Below are 26034 nucleotides of genomic sequence, written 5' to 3' on the forward strand. Positions count from 1 at the left end.
TTACGCGTTTAGTTAACATATTACATACATCATAATACTAAACGACCTAAGGCGAAAAAAGGCCCGAGAAATCGGGCCTTAGCGATTGGTCAGCCGAGTCGCAAACTACTTCCCTAGCGCTGGACGTAGGCGCGGACGAGCTCGTAGGTGTTGCGCACACCGTCGATGTGGCTGCGCTCGTAGTTGTGGCTCGCGTACACGCCGGGGCCGATCAGGCCATGGCGAATGTCGTAGCCGGCCGAGAGCGTGGCCTCGACGTCGGAGCCGTAGTGCGGATACACGTCGATGGCGTAATCGAGCTCCAGCTCGCGCGCGATGTTGGACAGCGTGGTCACCAGGTCGTAGTTGTACGGACCGCCCGAATCCTTGGCGCAAATCGAAACCATGCGCTCGGTGCAACCCAGGTCGTCGCCCACGCAGCCCATGTCCACGCTGATCATCTCGCGCGTGTCGTCCGGCACAAAGGCACCGCCGTGGCCGACCTCCTCGTACACCGTAAAGAGCAGCGATACCTTGCGCGAAAGCGTCACCTCGCCGCCAGCAACGGCGCGGGCCAGGCCCAGCAGAATCGACGCCGACAGCTTGTCATCCAGGAAGCGGCTCTTGATGTAGCCGCTCTCCGTCACCGTGGTACGCGGATCCATAGCGATGATGTCGCCGGTCTGAATACCCAGCTCGAGCACATCGTCCTTGCTGTCAACGTTCTCGTCGAGCAGGATTTCCATGTTCTTCTCGATGGTCTTGACCGGCTCATCGGCCACATGCGCCGAAGGCTCGGTGTTGAGAACCACACCCGTGTAGACATTGCCATCGCGCGTGTAAACGGTGCAGTTCTCGCCATCGGCCGTAGACCACTGATGCCCGCCGAGCGTCGTGGGACGCAAGCGACCATTGTCCTTGATGGAGCGCACCATGGCGCCCAGGGTATCGACATGGCTCGCCAATACGAGCGGCTCGCCCTCGCCACCAAGCTCAACAAGCACATTGCCCTTATTGGAGCGCTCGGGGCCAAAGCCCATATCGCGCAGGGTCTCCATCAGATAATCAGTCGCCGCACGGGTATAGCCCGTAGGCGAAGCAATCGAGGTAAGCGCCTTCAACTGGTCAGTAATATAGGAGAGCGTAGAATCCATCTTGGACACCAAAGTCACCCTTTCATATCGAATTAAACCCACAGCAACGATACCACCGCGAACCATCTTTTTACCTAGCGAGATGGCCCATCGAGCTCTTCAGAACTGCGCCCGCCACGATAAGCAGATACAAGGCGCCATCCAACAATGCGCCCCTCACATCCCGCCTTTCCGGCACCCCGGCATCTGAGAAAAGAACGCAGGCGATCCCGGGCTTCCCTCCGGGCGCATTCCGCACTGATATTTTCTGTATTGAAGACGTCGATGATGCACCCGTATACCATTGACGTCGACACCATCAGATGCGGACCGCGCGGTGACCCCACATTCCGCTGGCGCCCACAGGGCTGCCCTCGTTTCCTGACATGTCCCGCGCGGGCCGCGGCGAGCCGAGACCGCCGCATGACCTAATAGGAGCATGGAGCGATACCGCGGACCCGAACAACCGCATTCTATCGCGCCCCGTCAGTGTGCCGTCTGCCCGGTCCAGGCGAGCACGGAAAGAACGGAGCGAGACATGAGAACCGAATCGACACCCGGCGCCCGCGGGCCGGTCTTCTGCGGGGTCGACACCCACGCCGACTCGCACTGGCTGTGCGTCCTCGACTGGAGGGGCCGCAAGGTCCTGTCCCGCCAGTTCCCCGCCGACGCGGCGGGCTACGAGGCGCTCGCCGGGGCGATCGCGGCGGCCGGGGAGCCGGCCTGCGTCGCGATGGAGGGGACGTCGTCCTACGGGGCGGGCCTCACCAGGCACCTCGCGTCGCTGGGGATGCCCGTGCGCGAGGCGCTCTCCCCGGCGAGGATGCAGAGGAGGCGCCCGGGGCAGGGAAAGTGCGACGAGGCGGACGCGGAGAGGGCCGCCCGCGCGGCGATGTCCGGCTCGAAACTCGGGACCCCCAAGAGCCAGGACGGGTGGGTCGACGGGGTGCGCTGCATGCTCGCGGCGCGCTCCGGGGCGGTGAAGGCGCGGACCTCGGCGATAAACACCGCGAGGTCGCTGCTCACCACCGCGCCGGAGGGGCTCAGGTCGAGGTTCCGCGGCATGGGAGGGCCTAGGCTGATGGAGGAGCTCCCCTCCGTGCGCGCCGAGGGCGCGCTGGGCGCCGCGCTCGGCGCGCTGGCGGACCTGTGGGCGGCGGCGCGCGACACGGCGCTCGACATGGAGCGCGCGATCGAGGCGTCCCTGGAGGAGAACTGCCCCGCGCTGCTGGCGATGTACGGGTGCGGGCCCGTGAGCGCGGCCAAGCTCGCGGTCGCGGCCGGGGACAACCCGGGCAGGCTGCGCTCCGAGGCGTCGTTCGCGGCGATATGTGGGGCCTGTCCCATCCCCGCCTCGAGCGGCAAGACCGTGAGGCACAGGCTCAACAGGGGCGGCGACCGGCAGGCGAACAGCGCGCTGCACGAGATCGCGAGGCAGAGGGTCATGCGCGACCCCGAGACCGCCGAGTACGCCGAGAGGGCCAGAGGGCGGGGGAAGAGCGACAGGGAGGTCATGAGGTGCCTCAAGCGCTACGTGGCCAGGGAGGCGTACCGGGCGCTGATGCACCCGCACGAGATCAGGAGGCCCGAGGACGCCTCGGAGCTCGTGGCGGCCAGGCGCGCGGCGAAGGTCAGCCAGGTGAGGGCGGCGTCCATATTGGGAACCAGCGAGAAGTACATCTCGATGCTGGAGAGGGGCCAAAGGGAGCTCAAGCCCATAAGGAGGGCCTACGAGGCATGGGTCGAGGCCGGACTTCCGCTCGATTGGGACAGGCGGGCCTTCGAGGCCGAGCGCAAAATGGATTTTAAAAAACACCTTGCCAAATAGGAGCGTCAGGACGTAAAAGGCCCCGCCGCGCAACGCGCGCAGCGGGGCCTTTTACATGTCCGAGGACGCGCCCGGAGGGAAGCCCGGGACCGCCGACGGGAGTAATTTACTCAGCCGGGCAAATCTTCTTGAAGAGCTCGATGACGTCGTCGAGCGTCGCCTCGCGCGGGTTACCCGGGAAGCAGGCGTCAGCCATGGCGTCCTTGGCCAGGACCTCGATCTCGTCAGCCTTCATGGCCTCGCAGACGTGCGGGATGTTCACGTCGGCAGAGAGCTGCTTGACGGCGGCGATGGCGGCGTCGGCGGCCTCGTCGGTGCTCATGCCCGTGGTGTCAACGCCCATGGCGACGGCAACCTTGGCCAGACGCTCGGCGCAAACCGGCTTGTTGAACTCCATGGCGATCGGCAGCAGCATGGCGCAAGCGACGCCGTGCGGGGTGTCGTAGTGAGCGGACAGGGTGTGAGCCATGGCGTGGTCGATGCCCAGGCCGACATTGGAGAAGCCCATGCCGGCGACATACTGGCCAAGAGCCATGCCCTCGCGGCCGGAGCCGGGCTGGCCGGACTTGGCCTCGGCGACGGAGTCGCGCAGGTTCTCGCTGATCAGCTTAATAGCCTCAAAGTGGAACATGTCGGAGAGCTCCCAAGCGCCCTTGGTGGTGTAGCCCTCGATGGCGTGGGTTAGAGCGTCCATGCCGGTGGAGGCGGTCAGGCCGGCGGGCATGGAAGCCATCATGTCGGGGTCGACGACGGCGACCTCGGGGGCGTCGTTGGTGTCGACGCACACGAACTTGCGGACCTTCTCGGGGTCGGTGATGACGTAGTTGATGGTCACCTCGGCAGCGGTGCCGGCGGTCGTCGGCACAGCGATGGTAAACACGGCGTGGTTCTTAGTGGGAGCAACGCCCTCGAGGCTGCGGACATCGGCAAACTCGGGGTTGTTGATGATGATGCCGATAGCCTTGGCGGTGTCCATGGAGGAGCCACCACCGATGGTCACGATAGCGTCAGCCTCGGCGGCCTTAAAGGCCTCGACGCCGTCCTTGACGTTCTGGATGGTGGGGTTGGGCTTAATCTCGGAGTAGAGGCTCCAAGCAATACCGGCGGCGTCGAGCTCGTCGGTTACCTTGGCGGTAACGCCAAACTTGACCAGGTCGGGGTCGGAGCAGACGAAGATCTTCTTGTAGCCACGACGCTGGAGCTCGCCGGGGATCTCCTTGATGGCGCCAGAACCATGATAAGAAATGGTGTTGAGAACGAAACGATTAGCCATTGATAGCCTCCCATCGTGTGCGGGGCGCCCATTACGCCCCACGCTATGTGTCCCATCCTAACGCTTTTGAAACAAAAAATGCATGAGAACGTCAAAAGTGTTAAAGCGTTTCAACATAATAACGGAACCCCAGTCCTTCCCTCCCGACAGCAGCGAAGGCTAGATTATAGGAGCAATCGCCCAAAGAATACGACCAACTCAGCCTATAAATTGTTTCTGTTTTAGCAATATATGTTTGACAATACGTTTATAAAAGGATACTTTATAGTAAACATCTTAGTTCACTAAATAACATTAGTGAAATGAAAGAGGCGGTAGAGATGTTAGTTCTACCCATAAAGACCCTCTTGGGCCACTACATTTATGATGCCAATCGAAACGAGATACTTGCAGTAAGCGAAGATCTATTCAATTACATCTCAGAAGTCCAAGCAGGAAAAGTTTGCCACGCTTCCTATAAATCAGACCAAGAATTCCAGTTACTACAATCATGTGGCTACTGCTGCGATTCGCCATTGCAGGATATCGCTTATCCATCAATTGACCTTTTGAAAGTTAAGCTGGAAAGAAATATACGGATGCTAACCCTTCAGCTGACTCAATCTTGTAACTTCCGATGTGATTACTGTATCTATTCCGGAAACTCCTCATACAACAGAGCCCACAGTCATAACTCCATGTCCATTTCGACGGCAAAACATGCAATCGAATTCTTTAAGATGCACTCGATCGACAACTCAAACCCGGTCGTAGCATTTTATGGAGGAGAACCTCTCCTTCGATTTAATGAAATTAAGCTAATTACTCAATATGCAGAGCAGGTATTTGAAGGAAAACACATCTCATTTCGAATTACAACTAATTGCTCTCTTTTATCTGAAGAAATGGTTAAATTCTTCTTCGATTCTGGGCATGAATTCTATTTGTTAATCAGTCTTGACGGGCCGCAGCAAATCCATGATAAGTCTAGGCATTACGCTAATGGCAAGTCCTCATACCAAACAGTTATAGACAATGTTCATATGGTTTTAGACAGCCATCCTGAACGCAACAAATATGTTCATTTTAATGCCGTAGTCGACACGAACAACATCTATAAAACAGTCTCTTCCTTTATAAATGATAAAGATATCGAAGATTGCGATGTTCAATTCAACTACCTGGAACGCAACGGACGTATCGCCCCCTACAATGACGAGTTCTCAAGTCAGCTAAATTACGCCTTATTTAAAGCAAGAATTATGGATGAGCGCGAAATCGAAAAAGGAAACCGCAACGATAGGCTCGCTTCATATACGCTTGCAAACATCAACCAAAACATAAAGCGATTTGCACCTTCGAACATCCCAGCAAAAGCTATACCCGGTGGCCCATGCGAACCAGGGGTTACGCGTCTATTTGTGACAACAGCAGGAGCGCTTCTTCCTTGCGAAAGGGTCAGCGAAACAACGAAGGAAATGTATATCGGCACATTGGATTCAGGATTTGATTTAGGTCAAATTGAAAAGATAATCAATGTTTCAAAGCTGACCAGCGATTCATGTAAAAAATGTTGGGCATTTCAGCTGTGCACCCAATGCATAAAAAGCGCAGATTGCGAAGGAGTAATAAGCCCTGATTACAAGCGAACAGCATGCGACAATTCAAAACGAATTGCCTTTGACCGACTTAATCAGAAAATACTTCGCTTTGAGCTTCATAGACATGAAGTGTCCATTGCAACAGCTCTAAAAAGGAACAAGCGATAAAAATCATGAAGACAATCGGACTTATATCTTTCACAAGAGCTGACTATCCTCTTCTGATTGGATTGCTAGGAAATGGCTACAATATCCGGGTATCAACGCCATGCGGCATTCTACCGGACGGCCTAGATGTCGCCAACCTTGTTAATTGCAAAGAAATTGGCATAAGAAATCGAATTAACTATGTAACGACAATCGATGAATCAGACCTGGTTGTCGTTTTATCGACGAAAGAAAGCGCCGCAGGACTCGTAGAATTTAGTAAACACGCTGAAACCTACGCTCATTCTGTAAATAAGACGGTTGTCAGCCAACTCGCCGCTGAACAAATCGAGTCTAGCAAAAGCGACATGCAGGAATTAGCCCTGATACCAAAAATTGTTGTCGGGAATCTATATACACCCGCCAATTCAACAATAACGTTCAGTAGCATCGTTAGTGAGATGAGAAAGCACCATCCCAATCTATGCGCGTTGAGCTTCAATCCTTTAAATGAAATCTGGGGCTGCAACTCCCTTAGTTTTGATGGTGGCCAATCTGCCGTCATCAAAATGAATGAGCAGATCAACCTCATCATTGAGAATGATAAATCCGACCTAGCTCTATTAGAGACGCCCAATGTGCTTATGAAATACAACGACCACATTTTCGGAGATTACGGATTGGGGTCGATTGCTGCATGTCGAGCTTTCTGCCCTGACTTAGCCATTATCAATATCCCATACACGATAGCCGACTACGACATAATGCTAGGGCTCATGCCCGTAATTGAAACGCTTACGCAAGCAGAGAAAGTTCAATTTGAAATTACAAACGAAGTACTTGACGCCACAGAGGGGTTGGAGACGCATGAATTTCAAATAAGCTATTCATCTAGCGATAAAGCTATTCAAGCAGCAAGAGAACTTCGACTAAGAGGAATACCCAGTTTCTCAGCCAGCTTAGATCCAGAAGAATCATTACTATGCTGCAAGACAATCGAGGACGAGTTGTTTGATTTCGATCTTGGGGTACTGAAATGACAGCATATTGTAAAGATGAAACCATCTACGCAGAAATCGAAAAAGCAATAAGCAATATTAGAGATTTGGATTTGACTCAATTTGATCAAGATTTAAGAAATCAACGATTGACCAATTCCCCATTCAGCTTGTCCTCATCGGATCTAGTTCGACTGCTAATTTTTCTTGAAAGCAGGTTTTCTGTTTACGTTGAGTACTCGTCGATTGAAAACATAGGGTTCAACAGTGTTGAGGAGGTGAAGAAGGTAATAGAACAGTCAGAAACAATCGAACAATGGGAGGCAAATCATGAGAAGTATTCGACCATTTAACATGCATGCAGTAAATAGCGTCATTCATTTTATTAGAAATTGCCCATGCGGTTATTGCAGCTGCATGTACTGCAACGTACTGCGTAATTCTCCGCACGAAGCAGAAGTCGGTTCCAATGCGATTGAGGCGATGACGCGTGGTGGCTACTGGTCCTAAATCGAGCAAGACAGCTACAAACGAATATCGAATCTCAATTGAAGGTAACCCTTATCCGCATGCTCTAGCTCTCACCAACCCAGTGGGAGACAACCTCAACATCAAAAGACATGGGTTCACGGGTCCACTAGGACAGCTATTGAGTCTTAAATACACCGTTTATGACGATACAAATGAAAAGCTCTTTACTGTCGTCGACGGTGGCTTTAGTAACATGCCCAGGGTTGCGCTCGTCATCGAACATAAGGAAGTTGCGGTGTTCGATTATGGCCTAAACAGACTTGAGATGAAGTGCATAACGAACATACCGAATTACTCAATAAAAGGTAACTTCCTTTTTGGAGATTACGATATATTCAGCCAACGGGAAGTGAGGGTATCTTCAGTTACCGTTCTTCAATGTGATAAACAATCGTGCTTTAGCATACAGGTTTTGGATAAAGCCGAATTAGCTGCCGCAATTGGCATACCCACAGCCATTGCCCTTCTTAGAGCTCGCATTGAAGAGCATCTCGAATAACTCGCAAATAGCAGTTGGTAGCAACGTTCAGGAGCTAGATAGTTTTTTCTGGCTCCTGAAACTGTATTACATAGTCTGCAAATTGTTCAAAACCATGTCCATGATCCGCAATGATGACGATACGCTCTTTCATCTCCTGTGCAACCACCGCCTTCAAAAAGGATATTGAAGCATTATCTAAATTGTTGCAAGGCTCATCCAAAATAATAATAGAATAGCTGCTCAGAAAGGCCCTACAAAGTAATAGAGAAGCCAGTTCTCCGCCAGACAAATTGTGTCCCCTAGTTCCAATGATGGGATTGGCTTCAAATAATTTATCGAGGCCAAAACCCTTCAAAAGATAGATGAGTTTTTCAGAGTCAATATCTACAAGACCATAGTAAAGAGCCTTCCTGAAAGTTCCCCCCATTATCAAATGTCTTTGCGGCATAGTTGCGCAGGGTAGCTGGATTAAAGTCAAGCCATCGAAAATGACAGTAGACTCATTAACACACAGTCTGCCGGCAACTGGCGACAATAATCCATTCAATACTTCCAGAAATGAAGATTTGCCACATGCATTAGGGCCGCTTACTAAAACCAGGCAAGGTGCCTGTATCGTGCAATCTGGAATTGTTATCCTCTCATTAGTTTCGCTCGACGAAAACGAGAGACTGATTCCTTTCCAACTAATTCGATCAGCGTGATCGAAGCATATCAAATTAGGTTTTCCAGCTTCCAAAAGACGACGTAATTCCAAGACACGGCGCAACGACCTAAACGACGGCTGAAGCTGAGCCCAACAATTCAGAACAAGAGGAAAAGGAGAATAGCATAGAAGCACAAGTTGATAACTCTGCACCGCAATCCCGACCGTCAGCCCGCGCTTTAACACAAGGAAAATAAGCAGCAGAACTGAAAGCAAGCCAGTAATGATGTTGCCAGCGTTAACTATTTCAGTTGCCAATCTCGCAAAGACACTCTCCTCAACTCGAGAGTTCCTGCAGGCTTTAAGCATCTTTTTATAGCGAAGTAATTCCAAGTTAATTGAACGAGAAATTCGAATGTAAAGTCGACAATTTATTAGTTGGGCTAAATAAGCAGAACCCCTCGCCTGGGCCTCCAATGCCTTTTCGCTCTTAGTCGATAGCTTACTAAGAGCGAACGGATATAGAAGCGAAATAAACAATGCCGAAACACAAACAGGGATCAAAAGCAACAAAGAGATATTAGATAGCGCCACAAACGATGCCAAACCCGTCACTAGGCACGGAAGAAACGCAGTTGTAAATATTCCAATCATCGGCTGTAGGTTCCCAGCCTCTTCAATGCGCGATAACAGGTAGTCACTGTCTTTTGCTAAAACTAAGGGCCGCTCTAAAGCACGGCGGGCAAGCAATCTATAGAAGCAGTTAGCGCCATCGGAAGCCAATTGCTCCGCATATTTTGATCTGAACAGGTTTGTCACCAGCTCAACTGAGAGCAATACTAGCAGGCCTAACCCAATGTATAAAACGTTACGATAATTAGAGCGAAGCAGGCCATAGTCTATAATCAACGATTCAGCTTTAACAACAGACAGCTCCACCAGGGCAGATAAAATGCAGAGCACCATCAACTTGATTACTGTCGTCTTATTTTGAATAAAAAGCTCTGGCATATGTCCATCCCCTCAACTAATAATTATAGCTAGAAAGATGGCATTTTTATTCTATAGCCTCAAGCAGCACGCTTTGCTGACGTCAAATCTTGTCATTACAAACATGCACCTTAGCGCTTAAGACTCGTGGTCTGCCAGTCAGCTATGATGCGGGCCCATTTCCTGTGCAGGTCGCGTTCGCGATCGATAAACATGATGGTAAACGCGATAAACAGCAGCACGCTCGCCACCGCAATGGCGTGCAGGCCCATGCGCTCGATACACCAGTTGCCCAGCACGGCGCCAAACACAAAGGTAAAGATCACGCCAAAGTACAGCACGCCGTTTTCCAAAAAGCCGCGCTTGTGGGTGATGATGTAGTCGTCCACGTTTTGCAGCGCATTGCGCAGGTTACCGATGCACATGGTCGTGGCGATGCCGTGACCATGTATCTTGCGGAAGCTCTCGACCTGCATGCCACAGGCAAACGAGGTGAGGCAGTTGGCGAGCAGGTTGTAACCGCCACCGGGGATAAAGCTCACGCCCAGCAAGATGACGGCTTCAAAGAACACCGTCACCTGACGCCAGTGGATCACGCTGCCAAAACGCTCATGTACCAGGTCGGCAAGCATAATGCCCACGGCAAACGACACCACGGGGAAGAAATAGCGCCCCGCAAGTGCCCAATTGCCCTCCGAGATGCTCACGCCCACCAGCAGGATATTGCCCGTCTGCGCGTTGGCGAAAACATGATCGCGCCCAATGTACGAATACACATCCATAAAGCCACCGGCGAGCGCCAAGATGATGCCCAGCTCAATGGACTCCGATATCTGTTTGGCACGCTGCATCGTCGTGCATCCTCCTTGTTGACGACTCTCTCGTGCGTTGGCGGAAACATAGCCGCCGTTCATACTGTAACCCATTGACAACATGGCGTGCGCGCGAGACGACCCCTTCGACACGGGGATACACAGTCTGGAAACAAACGGCACCCGCATCGACACGCCGATTCGCCAGCCCATGTACTCCACCAGTCTTTTTAGCCCCGTCCCAAAAAGACTGGTTACAATTACGTGCAGCATACAAACACCGGGAGGGATCGTGGCAAAAAAGCCTCAGCACGCTCAGAATAACCAGCGCAGTCAGCAGGGCAAACAGGGCCAGCAGCAAAAGCGCGGCGGTAAGGCGCAGGGTGGGCACACCACTCATACCCCGGCAGCGCCCGCCCGTCCCTGGCGCCCGGGCCGCGATAAGTTCCTCCCCGTCAGCCGCGCCGACATGGATGCGCGCGGCTGGGGCCAGTGCGACTTTGTCTACATTTGCGGCGACGCCTACGTGGACCACCCTAGCTTTGGTATGGCCATCGTCAGCCGCGTACTCGACGCGCACGGCTACAAAGTGGGCATCATCTGCCAGCCCGACTGGACCGACCCCGCCAGCATCACGGTGCTCGGCGAGCCGCGCCTGGGCTTTTTGGTCAGTGCCGGCAACATGGACTCCATGGTCAACCACTATTCGGTGACCAAGCACCGCCGCCACACCGACGCCTATACCCCCGGTGGCAAGGAGGGGCACCGCCCCAATCGTGCCGTCACGGTCTACGGCAACCTCATCCGCCAGACGTTCAAGGACGCCCCCATCATCATCGGCGGCATCGAGGCGAGTCTGCGCCGCCTGGCCCACTACGACTACTGGCAGGATAAGCTCAAGCGCTCGGTGCTGCTCGATTCGGGCGCCGACATCCTCATCTACGGCATGGGCGAGCACGCGATCGTCGAGATCGCCGATGCGCTCGACGCGGGCCTGCCCATCGATCAGATCACCTATATCAACGGCACCGTCTACCGCACCAGCTCGCTCGACGAGGTCTACGACTACGACCTGCTGCCCAGCTGGGACGACCTTGCCGCCGACAAGCTCAACTACGCGCGCAGCTTTAACGTGCAGCAGCAGAACATGGACCCCATCACCGGGCATCGCCTGGTAGAACCCTACCCCAACAGCGTCTATGTGGTGCAGAACCCGCCGTCCGCGACGCTTACCACCGACGAGATGGACGAGGTGGCCGAACTCCCCTACGCACGCGATTGGCATCCCGATTACGACGCAGCGGGCGGCGTGCCGGCTTTTGCCGAGATCAAGTTTTCAATCAGCTCCAACCGCGGGTGCTTTGGTGAGTGCTCGTTTTGCGCGCTGACCTTCCACCAGGGCCGCGTGCTGCAGATGCGCAGCCACGACTCGATCATGCGCGAGGCCGAGCTGCTCACGCGCGATCCCGAGTTTAAGGGCTACATCAACGATGTGGGCGGACCGACGGCCAACTTTAGCCGCCCGGCCTGCGACAAGCAGCTCAAACATGGCGTGTGCAAGAACAAGCGCTGCCTATGGCCGAGCGTGTGCAAGAACATGGTGGTCGACGAGAGCGGCTACACGCAGCTGCTGCGCGACCTGCGCCAGCTGCCGGGCGTCAAGAAGGTCTTCGTCCGCAGCGGCATCCGTTTTGACTACACCATGGCCGATGCCTCGGACGAGTTTTTGCGCGAGCTGCTGGAGCACCATGTCTCGGGCCAGCTACGCGTGGCGCCCGAGCATGTGAGCGACGCGGTGCTCTCCGTGATGGGCAAGCCGAGCCGCGCCGTCTACGATGCGTTCTGTCGCAAATTTGAGCGCTTGAACCGCGAATACGGACTCAAGCAGTACGTGGTGCCGTATCTGATCTCGAGCCACCCCGGATCGACGATGAAGGAAGCCGTGGACCTTGCCGAGGCCGTACGCGACATGGGCTACATGCCCGAGCAGGTGCAGGACTTCTACCCCACCCCGTCCACGATGAGCACTTGCATGTACTACACCGGCGTGGACCCGCGCACCATGGAGCCGATCTACGTGGCCCGCGACCCACACGAAAAGGCCATGCAGCGCGCGCTGATTCAGTACCGCAAACCCGAGAACTACAAGCTCGTGCGCGAGGCATTGGAGAAGGCAGGCCGCCGCGACCTGATTGGCTACACCAAGCATTGTCTGATTCGCCCCGTGCCGCCACGCCCGGGCGAGGCATCGGCCAGCGGCGGACACGGCACTGGCAAGAAGGGCGGCAAGGCCCACGGTGGCGCTGGCGGCAAGGGGCCCAAGGGCAGCAAGGGGCACAGCGGCATGTCGCGCGCGCAAAACACTGCCGGGCGCAACCGTGCAGCTCAGGGGCGTCAGGGTGCCAACGGAGGCGGGCGTCGCAACTAGGGCAGCGGCGCGCTCGCTGCGTCCATCCCACACGCGTGGCGCAGTGAGCGCATTGCTTCAACGAGGATGACGCCAGCGATAGCGACCGTAATTGCCACATCGAACGGCGTGTTCACAAACCAAAGCAACGTCATGAGATACGACCCGGCATTAAAGGCAAAGTGCAGCAGGATCGTGTAGCGGAGCTTTCCGGTCGTCACGAGCACCCAGCCAAAGATGAGGCCGGCGGCACCCGCGTAGCAACCCTGCACCCAATTCATGTGCATAAAACCGAAGATTGCCGCCTGCAGCACAATCGCCGCGGCGATACCCCACGTACTTGGGGCCGCCCAGGGCACCATGGCGCCGTTCTGCGCGCTCGCACGACGCGGGCGCTTCCAAAGTAGGCGGCACTGCGGATTAAACGCTCGGAGCGAAAACTCAATAATAATGCCGCGCACCAGCAGCTCTTCACAAAATGGGGCGCCGAGCACCGTAGTCAGGACGGCGAGATAGCTGGTGTCGCCCATACCTGTTTCCTCGACAAGCTCGCTGTAGTCGGCCGCGGCGTCGGGCAACAGCGACAGCACGGCGTCGGTCACGTAGCCAACGACCACTTGCAGGGCCAGGCCAATCACGATAACGCAGGCGATGCGCTTCCACGCCCCACGCGCTCCCCCGCCGAGCGGATGCGCGCTTTGCCGGCGTGCCATAAACGAACGCGGCCACAGATAACGCCACCACAGCAGCGCCATTAAAAACGATGCCGTCTGCACGACGGCCTGAAGCAATTGAATGTCGAGATCATCGATCGAAAAACCCATGAACACCGATGCGACGCCAAGAGCGGAGAACAAAACGACGCTCAGGGCAATATCGGCAGCGACGACGCCAAAACAGGCAAGCGCCCAAATCATCGCATTGAGCATGCCAACCTCCTCAAAACCGTTCCCTAGTTCTACCACAACTTGGCAGAGAGCTGATCCCATGGGGACGGAGGAAAACGGATCACTTATTGATGAGAATCGGGCGAAATGCCAAAAGCCCCGTTGGGCGAGATGTCGAACGGGAAGGTGCCGCAGCGATTGAACGCGGCGATAAACATGCGGATGGCGTTGGACGGCGTGGTGCCCACGAGCTGGGTTGCCGCCGCGAAGGCTGCCTTCTCCTCGGGCAAGACCTTCGCGACTACGGGGGTCATGTGTTCTGCCATGGCGCTTCCTTTTTGAAACGACGGTAGTGCGGATAGATGCGGGCCACGCGGCTGGGCGACGGGCTGTGAAGGCAACCCGATTGGCCCGCATCCGGAGTTTGTTTCTGCGGCGTTGGTATTACTTGGTATTCCTAAGTATTACCCCGCAGATAGAATACCATACCCGACCCCATGGGGACGGAGAAAAAACGGATCATTTTGTTGCTGAGTAAGTATTTAGAGCGTGATGATATCCGAGATATTGAGGGCCTTAGCGTCAGCGGCATCGTGCGTGGCAAGCAACAGCATGCGACCGTCGAGCAAGTCGAGCACGACCTCGGCGCATGCGTCGCGCGCAGCGGTATCTAAACCGGTAAAGGGCTCGTCAAGAATCACCGCGCCGCCCGGGCACAGCAGGGCTCGAGCGATCTCGACGCGACGGCGCTGCCCGCCCGAAAGCTCGGCCACGCGAGCATGTACATCGACCCCCGGCACCAGCAGGCGCAACAGGGCCGCAGCACTCGAGGCGTCCACGCGTGCATCGGCGCACACTAGCACGTTATCCAGCGCCGCGGCGGACTCGACCAAGCGTGCATCCTGAAACACCATCGAGCACGGCGCGCACTCCCCCGCTGCCAACGAAAGCAGCGTCGACTTGCCCATGCCCGAAGCGCCCATCACACAGATACGCCCACCCGCGGGCAAGTTGAGCACCAGACCATCCAGCGCCGGCGCCCAGGGCGCGCGATCGCCCACGGCAAGCGCAAGCTCCGCTGAAGTGCCATCGCTCGCAGCCCCCGCACGCCCACGCAATCCATGCCCATGCGCCCGCACGGCCGCGCGCCACGCCACGGGCCCCGAAACCCGCAGCAGCCACACTAGCACGCGCTCACATGCCCACGATGCCGCCACGACCAACACGGTCCACGCCAGCAGATCTGCCGTCTCAATCAAAAGCTTTGCCTGATAGATGCGCTCACCCACGGTGCCCGTCGCCATGCCGATGAGCTCCGCCGCTACACCGGCCTTCCAGCTCATGCCGATGACCGCCTTCGCGCACGAAAGCACAAACGGCAGCACCTCACGCCAGGTGTGGGCGCAAAACAGTCGCCAGCCCCGCACGCCATGCAGGCGGAGCATCTGCTCCAGCGGCTTATCAACCTGCGCCAAGCCCTCGACCAGTGAGAAATATACGCCCGGCAGCGCCATCAAAAAAACCGCCGCGATGCTCACGCGCGCCGATCCCAGCCAGATAAGCAACAGGACCACCACGCAGGCGACCGGCGTCGCCTTTACAAACGACAGCGCCGGTGCCACCAGGCGGGCAAACGTCCGCGACCGCACCGAGGCTCCCGCCAGCACGCCGCCGCACACCGCGGCAAGCGCCAGCCCGCCCAGTATCCGCGCGCCCGAGCCCACCAAAATCGCCCAGGTACCGCCATCGCACGCCAGGCGCAACAGCGATACCACGACAGCGCCCGGCCCCGGCAAAATCAGCGGCTGTGCCACAAGACCCGCCACCAGCACCCACACGGCAAGCCAAAAGGCGGCAACGGCACCTGCTGCCGCCACCGCCTTCATGCGCTCTGTCATTTGTCGAGCAAACACACGCACGGGCTACTCCATGTAGCAGAAATCGTCAGCCGGGAGCTTGCCGCCCACGGCACTCGCGTCCGCATCGGCCAACACCTGCAGATACCCACCGAGCGCCGCCTTCATATCCTTCCCCGTCTGGCACACGAGCATGCACCCGGGAATCGCCTTTTCGGCAATCGCGGCGTTATCCACGATGCCCGCATCGACCACGGCCTGGGCCCAGTCCACCGGCGACGCGTTCACGGCCTCAACGCTCGCCGCGTGGCAGCTCAGGAATTCCGCCACGACCTCGGGATGTTCCTCGGCAAACGCGCGGCGCACCACGGTCACACCCGTCAGCAAGCGCGAGCCCGTGTCTCCTGCCAGCTCGTCCCACGCATCGGTCAGGCTCACCGGTGCCGACAGCTTGCCCTCGCTCTTGGCGACGGCCGCCGTCTTAAACGGCTCGGGCAGCACACCCACGGCAGACGGATCGGCAAGCAGGGCCGACAGCACCTCGGTGGGCTCGCTCTTAAACTCGAGCGCCACCTGGCCGGTCAGGCCCGCGCGCTCCAGCAGGTAGTTCATGACGTACTCCGGCGTGGTGCCCTTGCCCGTCATATAGACGGCATGGCCCGCCAGATCGCCAAACGAGGTCACACTCGCGTCGCCCGTCACCACGCTTAGCACGCCGAGCGTGTTGATGTCGATGACCTGCACCGCGCCCTCGGTCTTGTTGTAGAGAACGCTCGCCGCGTTGGCGGGCACCAGGGCGATATCGACATCGCCCTGAATGACCTTGGGCACGATCTCGTCGGCCGCGGCGCTGATCGCAAAATCGAACTCGTTATCCGTCTCGCCACTCGCCGCCTGGTCCATAAACTGCACCAGGCCAATCGAGGTCGGCCCCTTGAGCGAGGCGACGCGCACCTCGACCGGCCCTGCAGCAGCACCGGCGCCGTCCGTGGCAGCCGAGCCCGCAGCAGACCCAGCCTCCGCGGCCCCGCCGCCACATCCAACCAGTGCAAGCGACAGCGCGCCGGCGGCAAGCGCCGAGGCAAACCCCCGGCGCGTCATCTCAACAGTAAACGCGCGCATCGTTAGCACGTCCCTTCGTTAGGCATCGTCCATGCGTGATGGTCGGTATGCAGCAGCTCCTCGGCCAGCGGCGAGAGCGGCTCGCCCAAAAACTCGCGGTAGCATGCCTGGACATCGGGGTTCTCGTGCGAGAAGCGAATGTCCGCCTTCGCATCCAGGCCCCACAGCACCTGGCCGCGCTCAGCTGCCAGCTCGCAGCCGTCGTGGATGGGCTGACCGCCGCCACCGACGCAGCCGCCCGGGCACGCCATGACCTCAACGAAGTCATAGCTCACGCGACCGTCGCGAATCGCGTCGAGCAGACGGGCGGCGTTGCCCAGCCCGTGCGCCACGGCGACGCGCACCTTGGTGCCATCGATATCGGCCACGGCTTCCTTCCAGCCGTCCAGGCCGCGCACGTCGGTAAAGAAGTCGGCGTCGGGGTTCTTGCCCGTCACCAGGTAATAGGCCGAGCGCACGGCGGCCTCCATCACGCCGCCCGTGGCGCCAAAGATCACACCCGCGCCCGTGCCAAAGCCCAGCGGCGTATCGAGCGGCTCCTCAACCAGCGTGTCCACGCTCACGTGGCTCGCGCGGATCATGCGCACCATCTCGCGCACCGTCAGCGCAACGTCCACATCGGGCGCGCCGCCCTCGCCCATCATGCTCGGCAGCGCGCACTCGGCCTTCTTGGCCGTGCACGGCATAACGGACACCACGAACAGACGCTCGGGCTCCACGCCCAGCACCTTGGCGTAGTAGGTCTTGGCGATGGCGCCGAACATCTGCTGCGGCGACTTGGACGTGGACAGGCTGTCGACAAACTCCGGATAACGCGCCTTCACAAAGCGAACCCAACCCGGGCAGCAGCTCGTAAACATGGGCCAGCCGCGGCTGTCACCTTCGCCCTTGGCGGCGGCGCCCAGGCGCCCGAGCAGCTCGGAGCCCTCCTCCATAATGGTGAGGTCGGCCGAGAAATCGGTATCGAACACGTATTCAAAGCCCACGCGACGCAGCACGCACGCCAGGCGCTCGACGGTAGCCTCCTCGCGCGGAATGCCGAGTTCCTCGCCCCAAGCGCTACGCACGGCCGGCGCGATCTGCACCACCACGATCTTGTCGGGATCGGCGAGCGCGTCAAACACGGTCTCGGTATCGTCGCGCTCGCGCAGTGCGCCCGTCGGGCAATGCGTAATGCACTGGCCGCACGCGACGCAATCGGTCTTGCCGATCGGCGCGCGCCCACGGGTACCCACGGCGGTATGCGTGGCGCGGTTGGTCAGGTCCCAAATCCCCAGGCCCTGCACGCTCTCGCACACCTTGATGCAGCGCATGCATTTAATGCACTTGTCGTTTTCGCGGATGATGGGGAAATCGAAATCCCAGCCCTCGCCCGCCAAATGTCTTTGATACGGCAGATAGAAAATGCCCAGGTCGTTGGCGATGGTCTGTAGGTTGCAGTTGCCGCTGCGCACGCAGCTCGTGCACTGCGAATCGTGCTGGGACAGCAGCAGCTGCACGTTGGTGCGACGGGCCTCGCGGGCCTTGGGGCTGTTGGTGTGGACCATCATGCCGTCGAGCACGTAGTTGTTGCAGGCGGCAACCAGCTGGTCGCAGCCCTCGACCTCGACTAAGCACACGCGGCAGCCGCCGATTTCGTTTAAATCGCGCAGGTAGCACAGGGTGGGAATCTGAATGCCGGCGGACTTGGCCGCATCTAGGATCGTGGTGTGCTCGGGCACCACGACCTCGCAGTTATCGATAATGATCTTGACCATGTTGTGCGCTCCGTTTTCGCTGTTGTCGCCGACGGTGGTTTTGTTGAGCTCTACCATTCCAGGTTCCTCCCTCCGCGGAACGCGCCAAAGCCAAAGTGGTCGCAACGCAGGCAACGACTCGCCTCTTGGCGTGCCTCCTCCTCAGTAAGGCCCTGTTCGACCAGATTCCAATCGTGAATACGTTCGCCGGCCTCGCGCTCGCCCAGCTCGCAGCGGCCGCACTCGTGCTTGCCCTTAAACTGGACGGTCGGCAGCTCGACCTCGAGCTTGATCTTGTGGTCGAAGCCCAGGTAGCGGTCGATATTTGCCGAAGCCACGCGGCCGGCGTTGATGGCGCGGATAACGGTGGCGGGGCCGGTCTGGCAGTCGCCGCCGCTAAAGAGGCCGTCGAAGTTGGGCACGGCGCCATCCGAATCGGTGACCACGCAGCCCCACTTGCAGGCAATGCCTATCTCCCCAAACGGCTTGGAATCGATGTCCTGGCCAATGGCCACAAAAACGCGCTCGCAGGGAATGACGCGCTCGGGCGTGGCGGCGGCACGCGGGGCCGGACGCCCACGACGGGGCTCGCCGATAATCTGCGGCTGCACGCGCAGGCCGCTCACGCGACCGTCTTCGCCCGTCTCGATGGCGAGCGGAGCCGTCAGCTCCAGCACCTCGCAGCCCTCGGCCTGGGCACCGGCGATCTCGGCGTCCTGGGCTGTCATATCGCAGATGCGCCGGCGGTAGACGATGCTCACCTTTTCGGCACCGCAGCGCACGGCGGAGCGCGCCACGTCCATGGCCACGTTACCGCCGCCGATGACGCACACGCGCTGGCCGCTCAGGTCGGGCAGCTCGTCATCGCCGATGGCGCGCAGCATCTTGACGGCCGACTCCACGCCGGGAGCTTCTTCGCCCGGAAGGCCGAGCTTCTTATCGCTGTGGGCGCCAATGGCCAGGTAGACGGCATCGAACTCGTCGCGCAGGCGGGCAAGCTCCTCGCCGTTGACGGAGTGGTCGAGCTCCACGTCGATGCCGGCGCTCAAGATCCAGTCGATCTCGGCCTGCAGGCGCTCGCGCGGCAGACGATAGCTGGGGATGCCATAGCGCAGCATGCCGCCCAGGTGGTGGCGCTGCTCAAAGATGGTCACCTTATGACCCATCACGGCCAGGTAGTAGGCACAGGAAAGGCCGGCCGGGCCGCCGCCGATCACGGCGACGCGCTTACCGGTGTCGTCCACTACATGCGGCTTGTGGTCGTTGAGGTCGCTGTGCTCAACGGCAAAACGCTTGAGGGCGAGAATGTTCATGGGGTCGTCGACCATGCCACGGCGGCAATGCATCTCGCAGGGATGCTCGCACACCAAGCCGCAGACGAGCGGCAGTGGGTTGTTCTTGCGGATGACCTTGACGGCGTCGGCATACCGGCCGGCCTCGACCAGCGAAATGTACCCGGGAATGTCGACGTGCGCCGGGCAGCCCGAAACGCACGGGACGCGGGCCTCGCGGTCAAAGCCGCAGGAGTGCTCGCGGATGTGATGCTCAAAATCGTCGCGGAAGCCGCGAATGGCCGTGAGTGCCATGGCGCCAGCTTCGTAGCCGATGGCGCAGTCGCTCGAAAGGTAGATGGTGCGGGCCGTGCGCTCAATCAGGTTGAGCGTGGACTCATCGGCGCGCCCTTCGAGCACATCGGCGAGCAGGTCGCTCAGCGCGCTCAGGCCCACACGGCAGGGTGTGCACTTGCCGCAGCTCTGGGTGGAGCACAGGTTAACGAGCGCTGCCGTAAACTCAACGGGACACGGGGCGAGCGAACTCACCGCCAGACGGCGTCCGAGCGCATCGTGCAGATCGTCCATGACGGCCTGAGCGTGGCTGCGTTCCATTACGTGCAGTCGAGCCATAAGATCCCCTCTCACATGGCAGCCCGGAGGCGAGACCGGGCGAAGTTGCTACACGCACAACACTGACCTATAAAATTGTTTGGCAGCGACACGCTTCGGCAGGCGGTATGAAACGTCGTCCTTAGCGGTGAAAACGAACATTTCCGCAGATAAATGCCATATTTGATAAAACGCGTTACCAAATGACAATGCCCCGTCCACGCAATCACGTGGACGGGGCATTGCTCTAGGTATGCGGCCAGCGACCCTGTTGCTTTTACTTAAGCTCGGGCCAGTAACCCTTGTTGGCCTCGATCATGTCGTCGAGAACTTCCTTGGCGACTTTCATCGACGGTACGGTCTTGTTGAGCGTGAAGGCCTTGAGCGCCTTCTCGTAAGAACCCTCGATCGTAGCCTCGACCACGAGCTTCTCGGAGTTCAGCTGCTGCATCATGAGGCCCTGCTGGAACAGCGGAATGTTGTCGCGGCTGATGACCTCGGGGCCGTTCTTGCCAATGTAGGCAGGCAGCTCGACCATAGCGTCGTAGGGCATGTTGGGGATAGCGCCCTTGTTCTCGCAAATGACCAGGAAGCGCTGCTTGGTATCGTTCTTCAGAGCGATAGCCAGGTCGGCAATCCAGTCGCCGTGGCTGCCCGCATAGAACGTGCTCTCGTCGATCTCGCCCGTCTTCTCGTAGTGGTCGATGCCGTCGAAGAGGTTCTTCTCACGCGTCTCCTCAACCTCGTTAGCACGGGTGCGCTCGGGGTTGGAATGCTCGACGAACTCCTTCTGCTGCAGGTAGTAGTTCAGATACGTGTTGGGCAGGTACTCCGGGAAGCACTCCATGATCTCGTACTCGCCCTTCCAGACGTAGTACCAGCTGCCCTTGGTGTGGCGGTTCTGCTCGGGGTGCTCGTCAGTGGCCTCCTCGGGCTTCTTTGCCATGAGCGAGCCCATGCCCTTGAGGTAGGAGTCGGGCAGCAGAATCTCATGCTCCTTGATGTACTCGCGCAGCTGCGGGAGCACCTCCTCGCCCTTGTGGCGGATCGAGGTGAACCAACCAAAGTGGTTGAGGCCAAAGTAATCGTACTCGACATCCTTCTTGTCGATATCGAGTGCGGCGCAAACCACGTCGATGATCGCGATCGGCATGTCGCAGATGTTGATGATGCGAGCGTTGGGACGCAGCACGCGGCAGCCCTCGGACACGATGGCAGCAGGGTTGGAGTAGTTGAGAATCCAGTAGTCCTTCTTAGCGTACTTCTCAACGTCATCGATCAGCTCGACCATGGGGAAGATGGTGCGCATGCCGTAGGCAAGGCCGCCGCAACCGCAGGTCTCCTGGCCCACGCAGCCGTGACGCAGCGGAATCTTCTCGTCCTGCTCGCGCATGGCATAGCCGCCCACGCGCATCTGGGCAAACACGAAGCTCGCGTCCGTAAAGGCAGTCTCCTTGTCAGTGGTCACCGTGAGCTTGATGTCCAGGCCAAGGTCCTCGTGCAAAATCCAGTCCACGAGCACGCCGATCTTGCACTGGCGCTCCTCGTTGATGTCGTACAGACGAATCTCGTCAACGTCGAGCTCGTCCTTGCGCAGAGCGATGGACTTGACGATGCCGGGGGTAAAGGTGGATCCGCCACCACACAGAGTAATGATCATTGTTTACTGCTCCTTCTCAATTGCGTTTTCGACCTTGTCGCGCATCTCGGCGACCTTCATGCCAAAGATGATCTGGATATTATTGCCGTTGCGGTTGATGCCGCTGTTGGGCACGTGGTTGATGAGGTCCTCATTGATGAGGTCCGGGTTCTTAACGTTCACGCGGAGACGCGTAAAGCAGTTCTCGAGCTCCTCGATGTTGTCCTTGCCACCAAGACCTGCGACCAGGTCGGCAATACCTGCATCGACGCCCTCTGCGGGGGCCGCGGCAACAGCGCCCTGCTTCACCGCGACAGACGCGGCGGCCTCGCCCTCGGCAACGGACTCAGCAAGCTCGGACTCTTCCTCGCGACCAGGCGTGTGGAGGTTGAGCTTCTTGATAAGGAAGGTGAAGAGGAAGAAGTACAGAGCGGCGTTGACGACTCCGAGCACCAGCATGACCGGCCAGTTGGTCTTATCGACACCGAGGACCAGGTTGGAAACCACGATGTTGATGATGCCGCCTGCAGTCGAAGCGGGCACGGAGAGGACCTTGAGCAGGACCAGGAAGATGCCGGAAAGAACCGAGTGAACGACAAAGAGCACGGGAGCGGCAAAGACAAAGAGGAAGTCCATGGGCTCGGTCACGCAGGAAAGCACGGCGGTGATGATCAGCGGTATGATGACAGCCTTGGTCTTGTCCTTGTTCTGCTTGTAGGCGGTGAAGATAAAGGCGAGACCGATACCGATGTAGGGCCACAGGTTGTTGAAGGTGTAGCTGTTGAAGTAGGTGCTATCGGAGAAGGGCTGGCCCGTCATTGCCATCTCGGCGACACGGATGGGATAGGCGCCGGCGATAACCTGATCACCCAGCGTAAGGGTGCCGCCCACATCGGAGAACTGGAACGGGGTGTAGATGAGGTGGTGCAGACCGGTGGGAACGAGCAGCTTGTTGAGCATGCCGTAGATGAACAGACCGATGTTGCCCGACTCCTTAATGATGCCGGCAACGGAGGAGATGGCACCCTGAACCGGAGGCCAAACGATGCAGAAGCCAGCGCCCATGATCCAGGAGATGATGATCATGATCAGGAACGGGAAGCGAACGCCCGAGAACATCGAAAGGGCAATGGGGAACTGCTTGTTCGAGTACTTGTTGAACACGGCACCGGTGATGCAACCAAGAATGATGCCGCCAAACACGCCGGTATCGAGCACCTGAATGCCCATAACGGTGCTCTGGCCGGTTCCGGTAAGACCGAGCATGCCGCTCGCTTCGGCAAGAGAGCCGGTGGCGTTGAGCACGATGTTGTTAGCCTGCAGGAACAGGAAGAACGACATCAGGGCAATCAGCGAAGCATGGCCCTTGTTCTTCTTTGCCATGGCGCCGGCGATGCCCACGCAGAACAGAATCGAGAGGTTGTTGATGATAAACATCAGCGACTGATAGACAACGGCGCCCACAAGCTGGAACGGACCGGAACCCAGCACGGGGATCACGGCGCAGATGGTCTTGTTGGTCAGAATAATGCCCACGATGAGCAGAATGCCGGCAACCGAGAGATACATCATCGGCTGAACGATTGACTTCGCGAACACCTCCAACGGCGCTTTGAAATTGAACTTCTTTTTTGCGGTCATAGCGGTACTCCCCTTCCTTTTCCGCAAATTAAGACAGATGTGCCCTGGACAAGACCGTGAGCCTTGCCTTATATCAATCGATGTGTGGGCACGTTATGCCTAGAGACCAGGTTCTCCAAGCAGGTTAACAATGTGATATGCGAGATAACTCTTCTCGGCATCGGTAACGACAACGTTATAGGTAGACGCTAAGTGGTCGGCAATTGACTCCGCACACGAGAACGCCCTCGGATACGCCGTTTCATCGATACGGAACAGCGCGTCGCCATTGACCTGCCCCGCCGCGGGATCGAGCGCCCGCTGCGCAAAAAACTGCAGATGGCGAACGAAACGCTCGTACGGCAACGAGGTGACGTCAAGGGTCGTGGCATAGTGCTCGGAAACAATCGCGAGCACGTCGCGAACAAGCTGGACCGAAACAATCAGACGGTCAGAGCGCTGCGGCATGGTGGCGTTGACGATATGCAGCGTAATAAAACCCTGCTCTTCTTCGCTCATCTGGATGCCCATATACTCCTTGATAATCTGCAGCGCACGGCCCGCAAGCGCATACTCCTTGCGATAGAACTGCTGGATCTCGAGCAGCAACGGATTCTCGCAGGGGACGCCCTTACGCTCGCGCTCCAAAGCAAGACTGATATGGTCTGCGAGAGCAATGAGAATCTTGTCGTTGATATCAACATTGAGCTCTCGACGGAGCATCTGAACAATGTCCTCGGAAATCACGAGGTTGACGGTGGGAATGGACTCCAAAAGATGTGCCAAGCGGTCAATCGTGCGCGAATCCTGAGAAGTGCCCTCCTGCAGCGCATAGGTCTTTTCGACCGATGCCTCGTCGATAGCGTCGCCGGCATGGCGGCCAAAGCAGAGGCCTCGGCCGATGACGATGAGCTCGGAGCCATCGTCCGAAGTGACCATTGCGACGTTATTGTTGAAAACTCGCTTGATAACCACGGTACCCACCACAAGAATTTACTCGGAAAGCCAGACGACAGGCTCTTTAACAGCAACAGGGCCGGAAGCATGCTCACGAAGAGTCGAGTTCTCCGAGCGCTCGCACACGATAACGAAGACCGTGGGGTCGAAGCCAGCGGCGCGAACCGCGTCGAAATCGACCTCGACGAGGGGCTGGCCCGCGTCGACATGGTCACCCTGAGCAACAAGTGCATGGAAGCCCTTGCCCTCAAGTTTAACAGTGTCGATTCCGATATGCAGCATCACCTGAGCAGAGCTGTCGTCGGACATGATGCCCAGCGCGTGCTCAGTCGGAAACAACGCCGCGACGGTGCCGGAAACAGGAGCGCACACCGTTCCCTCTTGGGGAACCACGGCAACGCCATCGCCCACGGCACGGCTGCTAAAAGCGGGGTCATTGGTATTTTCTAGATGAACAAGCTCGCCGGAAACGGGAGCGAGGATTTCGAACTCGGAAGCTGCAGTCTTCTGCTCATCCGAACCGCCCATCAGGCGAGAAAAGAAACCCATGGTGGCATGTCCCTTCATAAATATAGCCCAACCAAAATCAAGCGAATGCATCCATAGAGACACACCCGTTCAAAGACTTTGGTTAGGCCCACGTCCGAGGGACTCGGTAACCTTCCGCATTTCTTTTTACGGGAGTTATTGTAGACAAGCCCAAAGCCAGAACAATCATTATGACCGGTGAACGGTATTTATTCTCCGATAAACGGTTTTTAGGCGATATTTGGATGTCTCTATAGTTTTGTAACCCTCGTGGCTATTCCCGGTGGGGCACCCGACCCCGTATCGCGGCGCATGTCGCCCCCAATCTGGGTATCCGGTGCATGGTGCCCTATTGTCTTGCATAATTTCGCTTACGTCATGCATAAAAAGACGGGGGCACCCCTTCCCGTCCCAACGTACCCCTGCTTGGACCGTGCAAAAACCGGAGTATTCAGCATCGCGGTCCCCGTCGGCGACGCCGCGAATCGGGGAAGCCGCGCAATCGGCGTCATTTTGGGGCCCGGCGCGACGCGAAACGTGTGATATCGCCGCGCCGGACCCCGTCCGCCAACCCAAATAGTCTGTCGAAGGATCTCGCTGGCCCAAAAAGACGCTTCCGGTGCGTATGCAGCCGCCCCGGCCTGCTGAATACTCCCAAAAATGCACGGTGCACCCGAGGGGACCCGTGCATGCCGTGAAAAAACACACTCACATCCAAAAGAATGCGAGCGTGAAAGCCAAATGGCAGCAGGGGTGCCAGACGGCGAGCGGAATCCCTGGCGTATCCGCCCGGGCACCGCAGCCGCCGCGTGTCAGTGGGGAGTTTCACGTTCTCCGTCGATGCCAGAACCCCGCATACGCGAATCTCCAACTAAGCCGATAGCCCACATCTCTTGCCGCGACCGTCTCCGTGCATTTTCGTTAGGGAGCCGGCCCACCTCAAACTGCGCCCACTAAAAAGGACCCCGAGCATAGTCTGCTCGGGGCCCAAATTCATCTCG

The 26034-nt window shown here is 57.9% G+C and carries 19 protein-coding genes; 5 read left to right on the top strand and 14 right to left on the bottom strand.

The window, feature by feature from the left end; all coding sequences use genetic code 11:
* Window positions 1-113: 113 nt before the first annotated feature.
* Window positions 114-1133, bottom strand: coding sequence for a M42 family metallopeptidase (locus DW112_RS00770; protein WP_117797877.1), 1020 nt, complete (start codon window positions 1131-1133; stop codon window positions 114-116).
* Between the two features lie 517 nt (window positions 1134-1650).
* Between DW112_RS00770 and DW112_RS00775 the strand changes: the two genes are divergently transcribed.
* Complete coding sequence (locus tag DW112_RS00775) at window positions 1651-2940, top strand: IS110 family transposase (RefSeq protein ID WP_158571709.1); 1290 nt, start codon at window positions 1651-1653, stop codon at window positions 2938-2940.
* A gap of 106 nt (window positions 2941-3046) precedes the next feature.
* On the opposite strand, the gene fucO is transcribed toward DW112_RS00775, so the two are convergent.
* Window positions 3047-4213, bottom strand: coding sequence for a lactaldehyde reductase (gene fucO / locus DW112_RS00780; RefSeq protein ID WP_117634860.1), 1167 nt, complete (start codon window positions 4211-4213; stop codon window positions 3047-3049).
* Window positions 4214-4533: 320 nt separating this feature from the next.
* On the opposite strand from fucO, the gene DW112_RS00785 reads away from it, so the two are divergent.
* The 3 genes from DW112_RS00785 (at window position 4534) to DW112_RS00800 (ending at window position 7968) form a co-directional block, all read left to right on the top strand.
* On the top strand, window positions 4534-5961 hold the full coding sequence (locus DW112_RS00785; protein ID WP_158571710.1) for a radical SAM protein: 1428 nt from the start codon (window positions 4534-4536) through the stop codon (window positions 5959-5961).
* A gap of 5 nt (window positions 5962-5966) precedes the next feature.
* Window positions 5967-6980 carry a hypothetical protein gene (locus DW112_RS00790; protein WP_118328141.1) on the top strand — a complete coding sequence of 338 codons (1014 nt, stop codon included), beginning with the start codon at window positions 5967-5969 and terminating at the stop codon, window positions 6978-6980.
* A 451-nt stretch (window positions 6981-7431) separates the two neighbouring features.
* Complete coding sequence (locus tag DW112_RS00800; protein WP_147327468.1) at window positions 7432-7968, top strand: hypothetical protein; 537 nt, start codon at window positions 7432-7434, stop codon at window positions 7966-7968.
* Between the two features lie 34 nt (window positions 7969-8002).
* Here DW112_RS00800 and DW112_RS00805 read toward each other — a convergent pair whose 3' ends face one another.
* Entirely contained in the window at window positions 8003-9607 is a 1605-nt protein-coding gene (locus tag DW112_RS00805) for an ATP-binding cassette domain-containing protein (protein WP_118328143.1), read from the bottom strand.
* A gap of 110 nt (window positions 9608-9717) precedes the next feature.
* Window positions 9718-10437 (bottom strand): YoaK family protein, encoded by a 720-nt coding sequence (locus tag DW112_RS00810; RefSeq protein WP_118328144.1) that lies wholly within the window; start codon window positions 10435-10437, stop codon window positions 9718-9720.
* Between the two features lie 253 nt (window positions 10438-10690).
* On the opposite strand from DW112_RS00810, the gene DW112_RS00815 reads away from it, so the two are divergent.
* Complete coding sequence (locus tag DW112_RS00815) at window positions 10691-12826, top strand: YgiQ family radical SAM protein (RefSeq protein ID WP_233545830.1); 2136 nt, start codon at window positions 10691-10693, stop codon at window positions 12824-12826.
* Here the strand turns inward: DW112_RS00815 and DW112_RS00820 are convergent.
* From DW112_RS00820 to DW112_RS00865, 10 genes are all read right to left on the bottom strand, one after another.
* Complete coding sequence (locus DW112_RS00820; protein ID WP_158571711.1) at window positions 12823-13734, bottom strand: CPBP family intramembrane glutamic endopeptidase; 912 nt, start codon at window positions 13732-13734, stop codon at window positions 12823-12825. The genes DW112_RS00815 and DW112_RS00820 overlap by 4 nt on opposite strands.
* Window positions 13735-13817: 83 nt before the next feature.
* Window positions 13818-14018, bottom strand: coding sequence for a hypothetical protein (locus DW112_RS00825; protein WP_118328147.1), 201 nt, complete (start codon window positions 14016-14018; stop codon window positions 13818-13820).
* Window positions 14019-14234: 216 nt separating this feature from the next.
* Window positions 14235-15611 carry an ATP-binding cassette domain-containing protein gene (locus tag DW112_RS00830; RefSeq protein WP_147351821.1) on the bottom strand — a complete coding sequence of 459 codons (1377 nt, stop codon included), beginning with the start codon at window positions 15609-15611 and terminating at the stop codon, window positions 14235-14237.
* Window positions 15612-15614: 3 nt separating this feature from the next.
* Window positions 15615-16670 carry an ABC transporter substrate-binding protein gene (locus DW112_RS00835; protein WP_118328149.1) on the bottom strand — a complete coding sequence of 352 codons (1056 nt, stop codon included), beginning with the start codon at window positions 16668-16670 and terminating at the stop codon, window positions 15615-15617.
* A 2-nt stretch (window positions 16671-16672) separates the two neighbouring features.
* Window positions 16673-18427, bottom strand: coding sequence for a [FeFe] hydrogenase, group A (locus tag DW112_RS00840; RefSeq protein WP_118328297.1), 1755 nt, complete (start codon window positions 18425-18427; stop codon window positions 16673-16675).
* A 50-nt stretch (window positions 18428-18477) separates the two neighbouring features.
* Window positions 18478-20310, bottom strand: a complete 1833-nt coding sequence (locus tag DW112_RS00845; protein WP_118328150.1) for an NAD(P)-binding protein — start codon at window positions 20308-20310, stop codon at window positions 18478-18480.
* Between the two features lie 256 nt (window positions 20311-20566).
* Window positions 20567-21949: a 6-phospho-alpha-glucosidase gene (locus DW112_RS00850; RefSeq protein ID WP_118328151.1), complete on the bottom strand. Its 1383-nt coding sequence runs from the start codon at window positions 21947-21949 to the stop codon at window positions 20567-20569.
* A 3-nt stretch (window positions 21950-21952) separates the two neighbouring features.
* Window positions 21953-23569, bottom strand: coding sequence for a PTS transporter subunit EIIC (locus tag DW112_RS00855; RefSeq protein WP_118328152.1), 1617 nt, complete (start codon window positions 23567-23569; stop codon window positions 21953-21955).
* 99 nt (window positions 23570-23668) lie between these two features.
* On the bottom strand, window positions 23669-24523 hold the full coding sequence (locus DW112_RS00860; protein WP_117862088.1) for a PRD domain-containing protein: 855 nt from the start codon (window positions 24521-24523) through the stop codon (window positions 23669-23671).
* Between the two features lie 18 nt (window positions 24524-24541).
* Window positions 24542-25054: a PTS glucose transporter subunit IIA gene (locus DW112_RS00865; RefSeq protein ID WP_158549076.1), complete on the bottom strand. Its 513-nt coding sequence runs from the start codon at window positions 25052-25054 to the stop codon at window positions 24542-24544.
* Between the last annotated feature and the right edge of the window lie 980 nt (window positions 25055-26034).

The organism is Collinsella sp. AM09-41 (assembly GCF_003473245.1).
Taxonomy (GTDB): Bacteria; Actinomycetota; Coriobacteriia; order Coriobacteriales; family Coriobacteriaceae; genus Collinsella.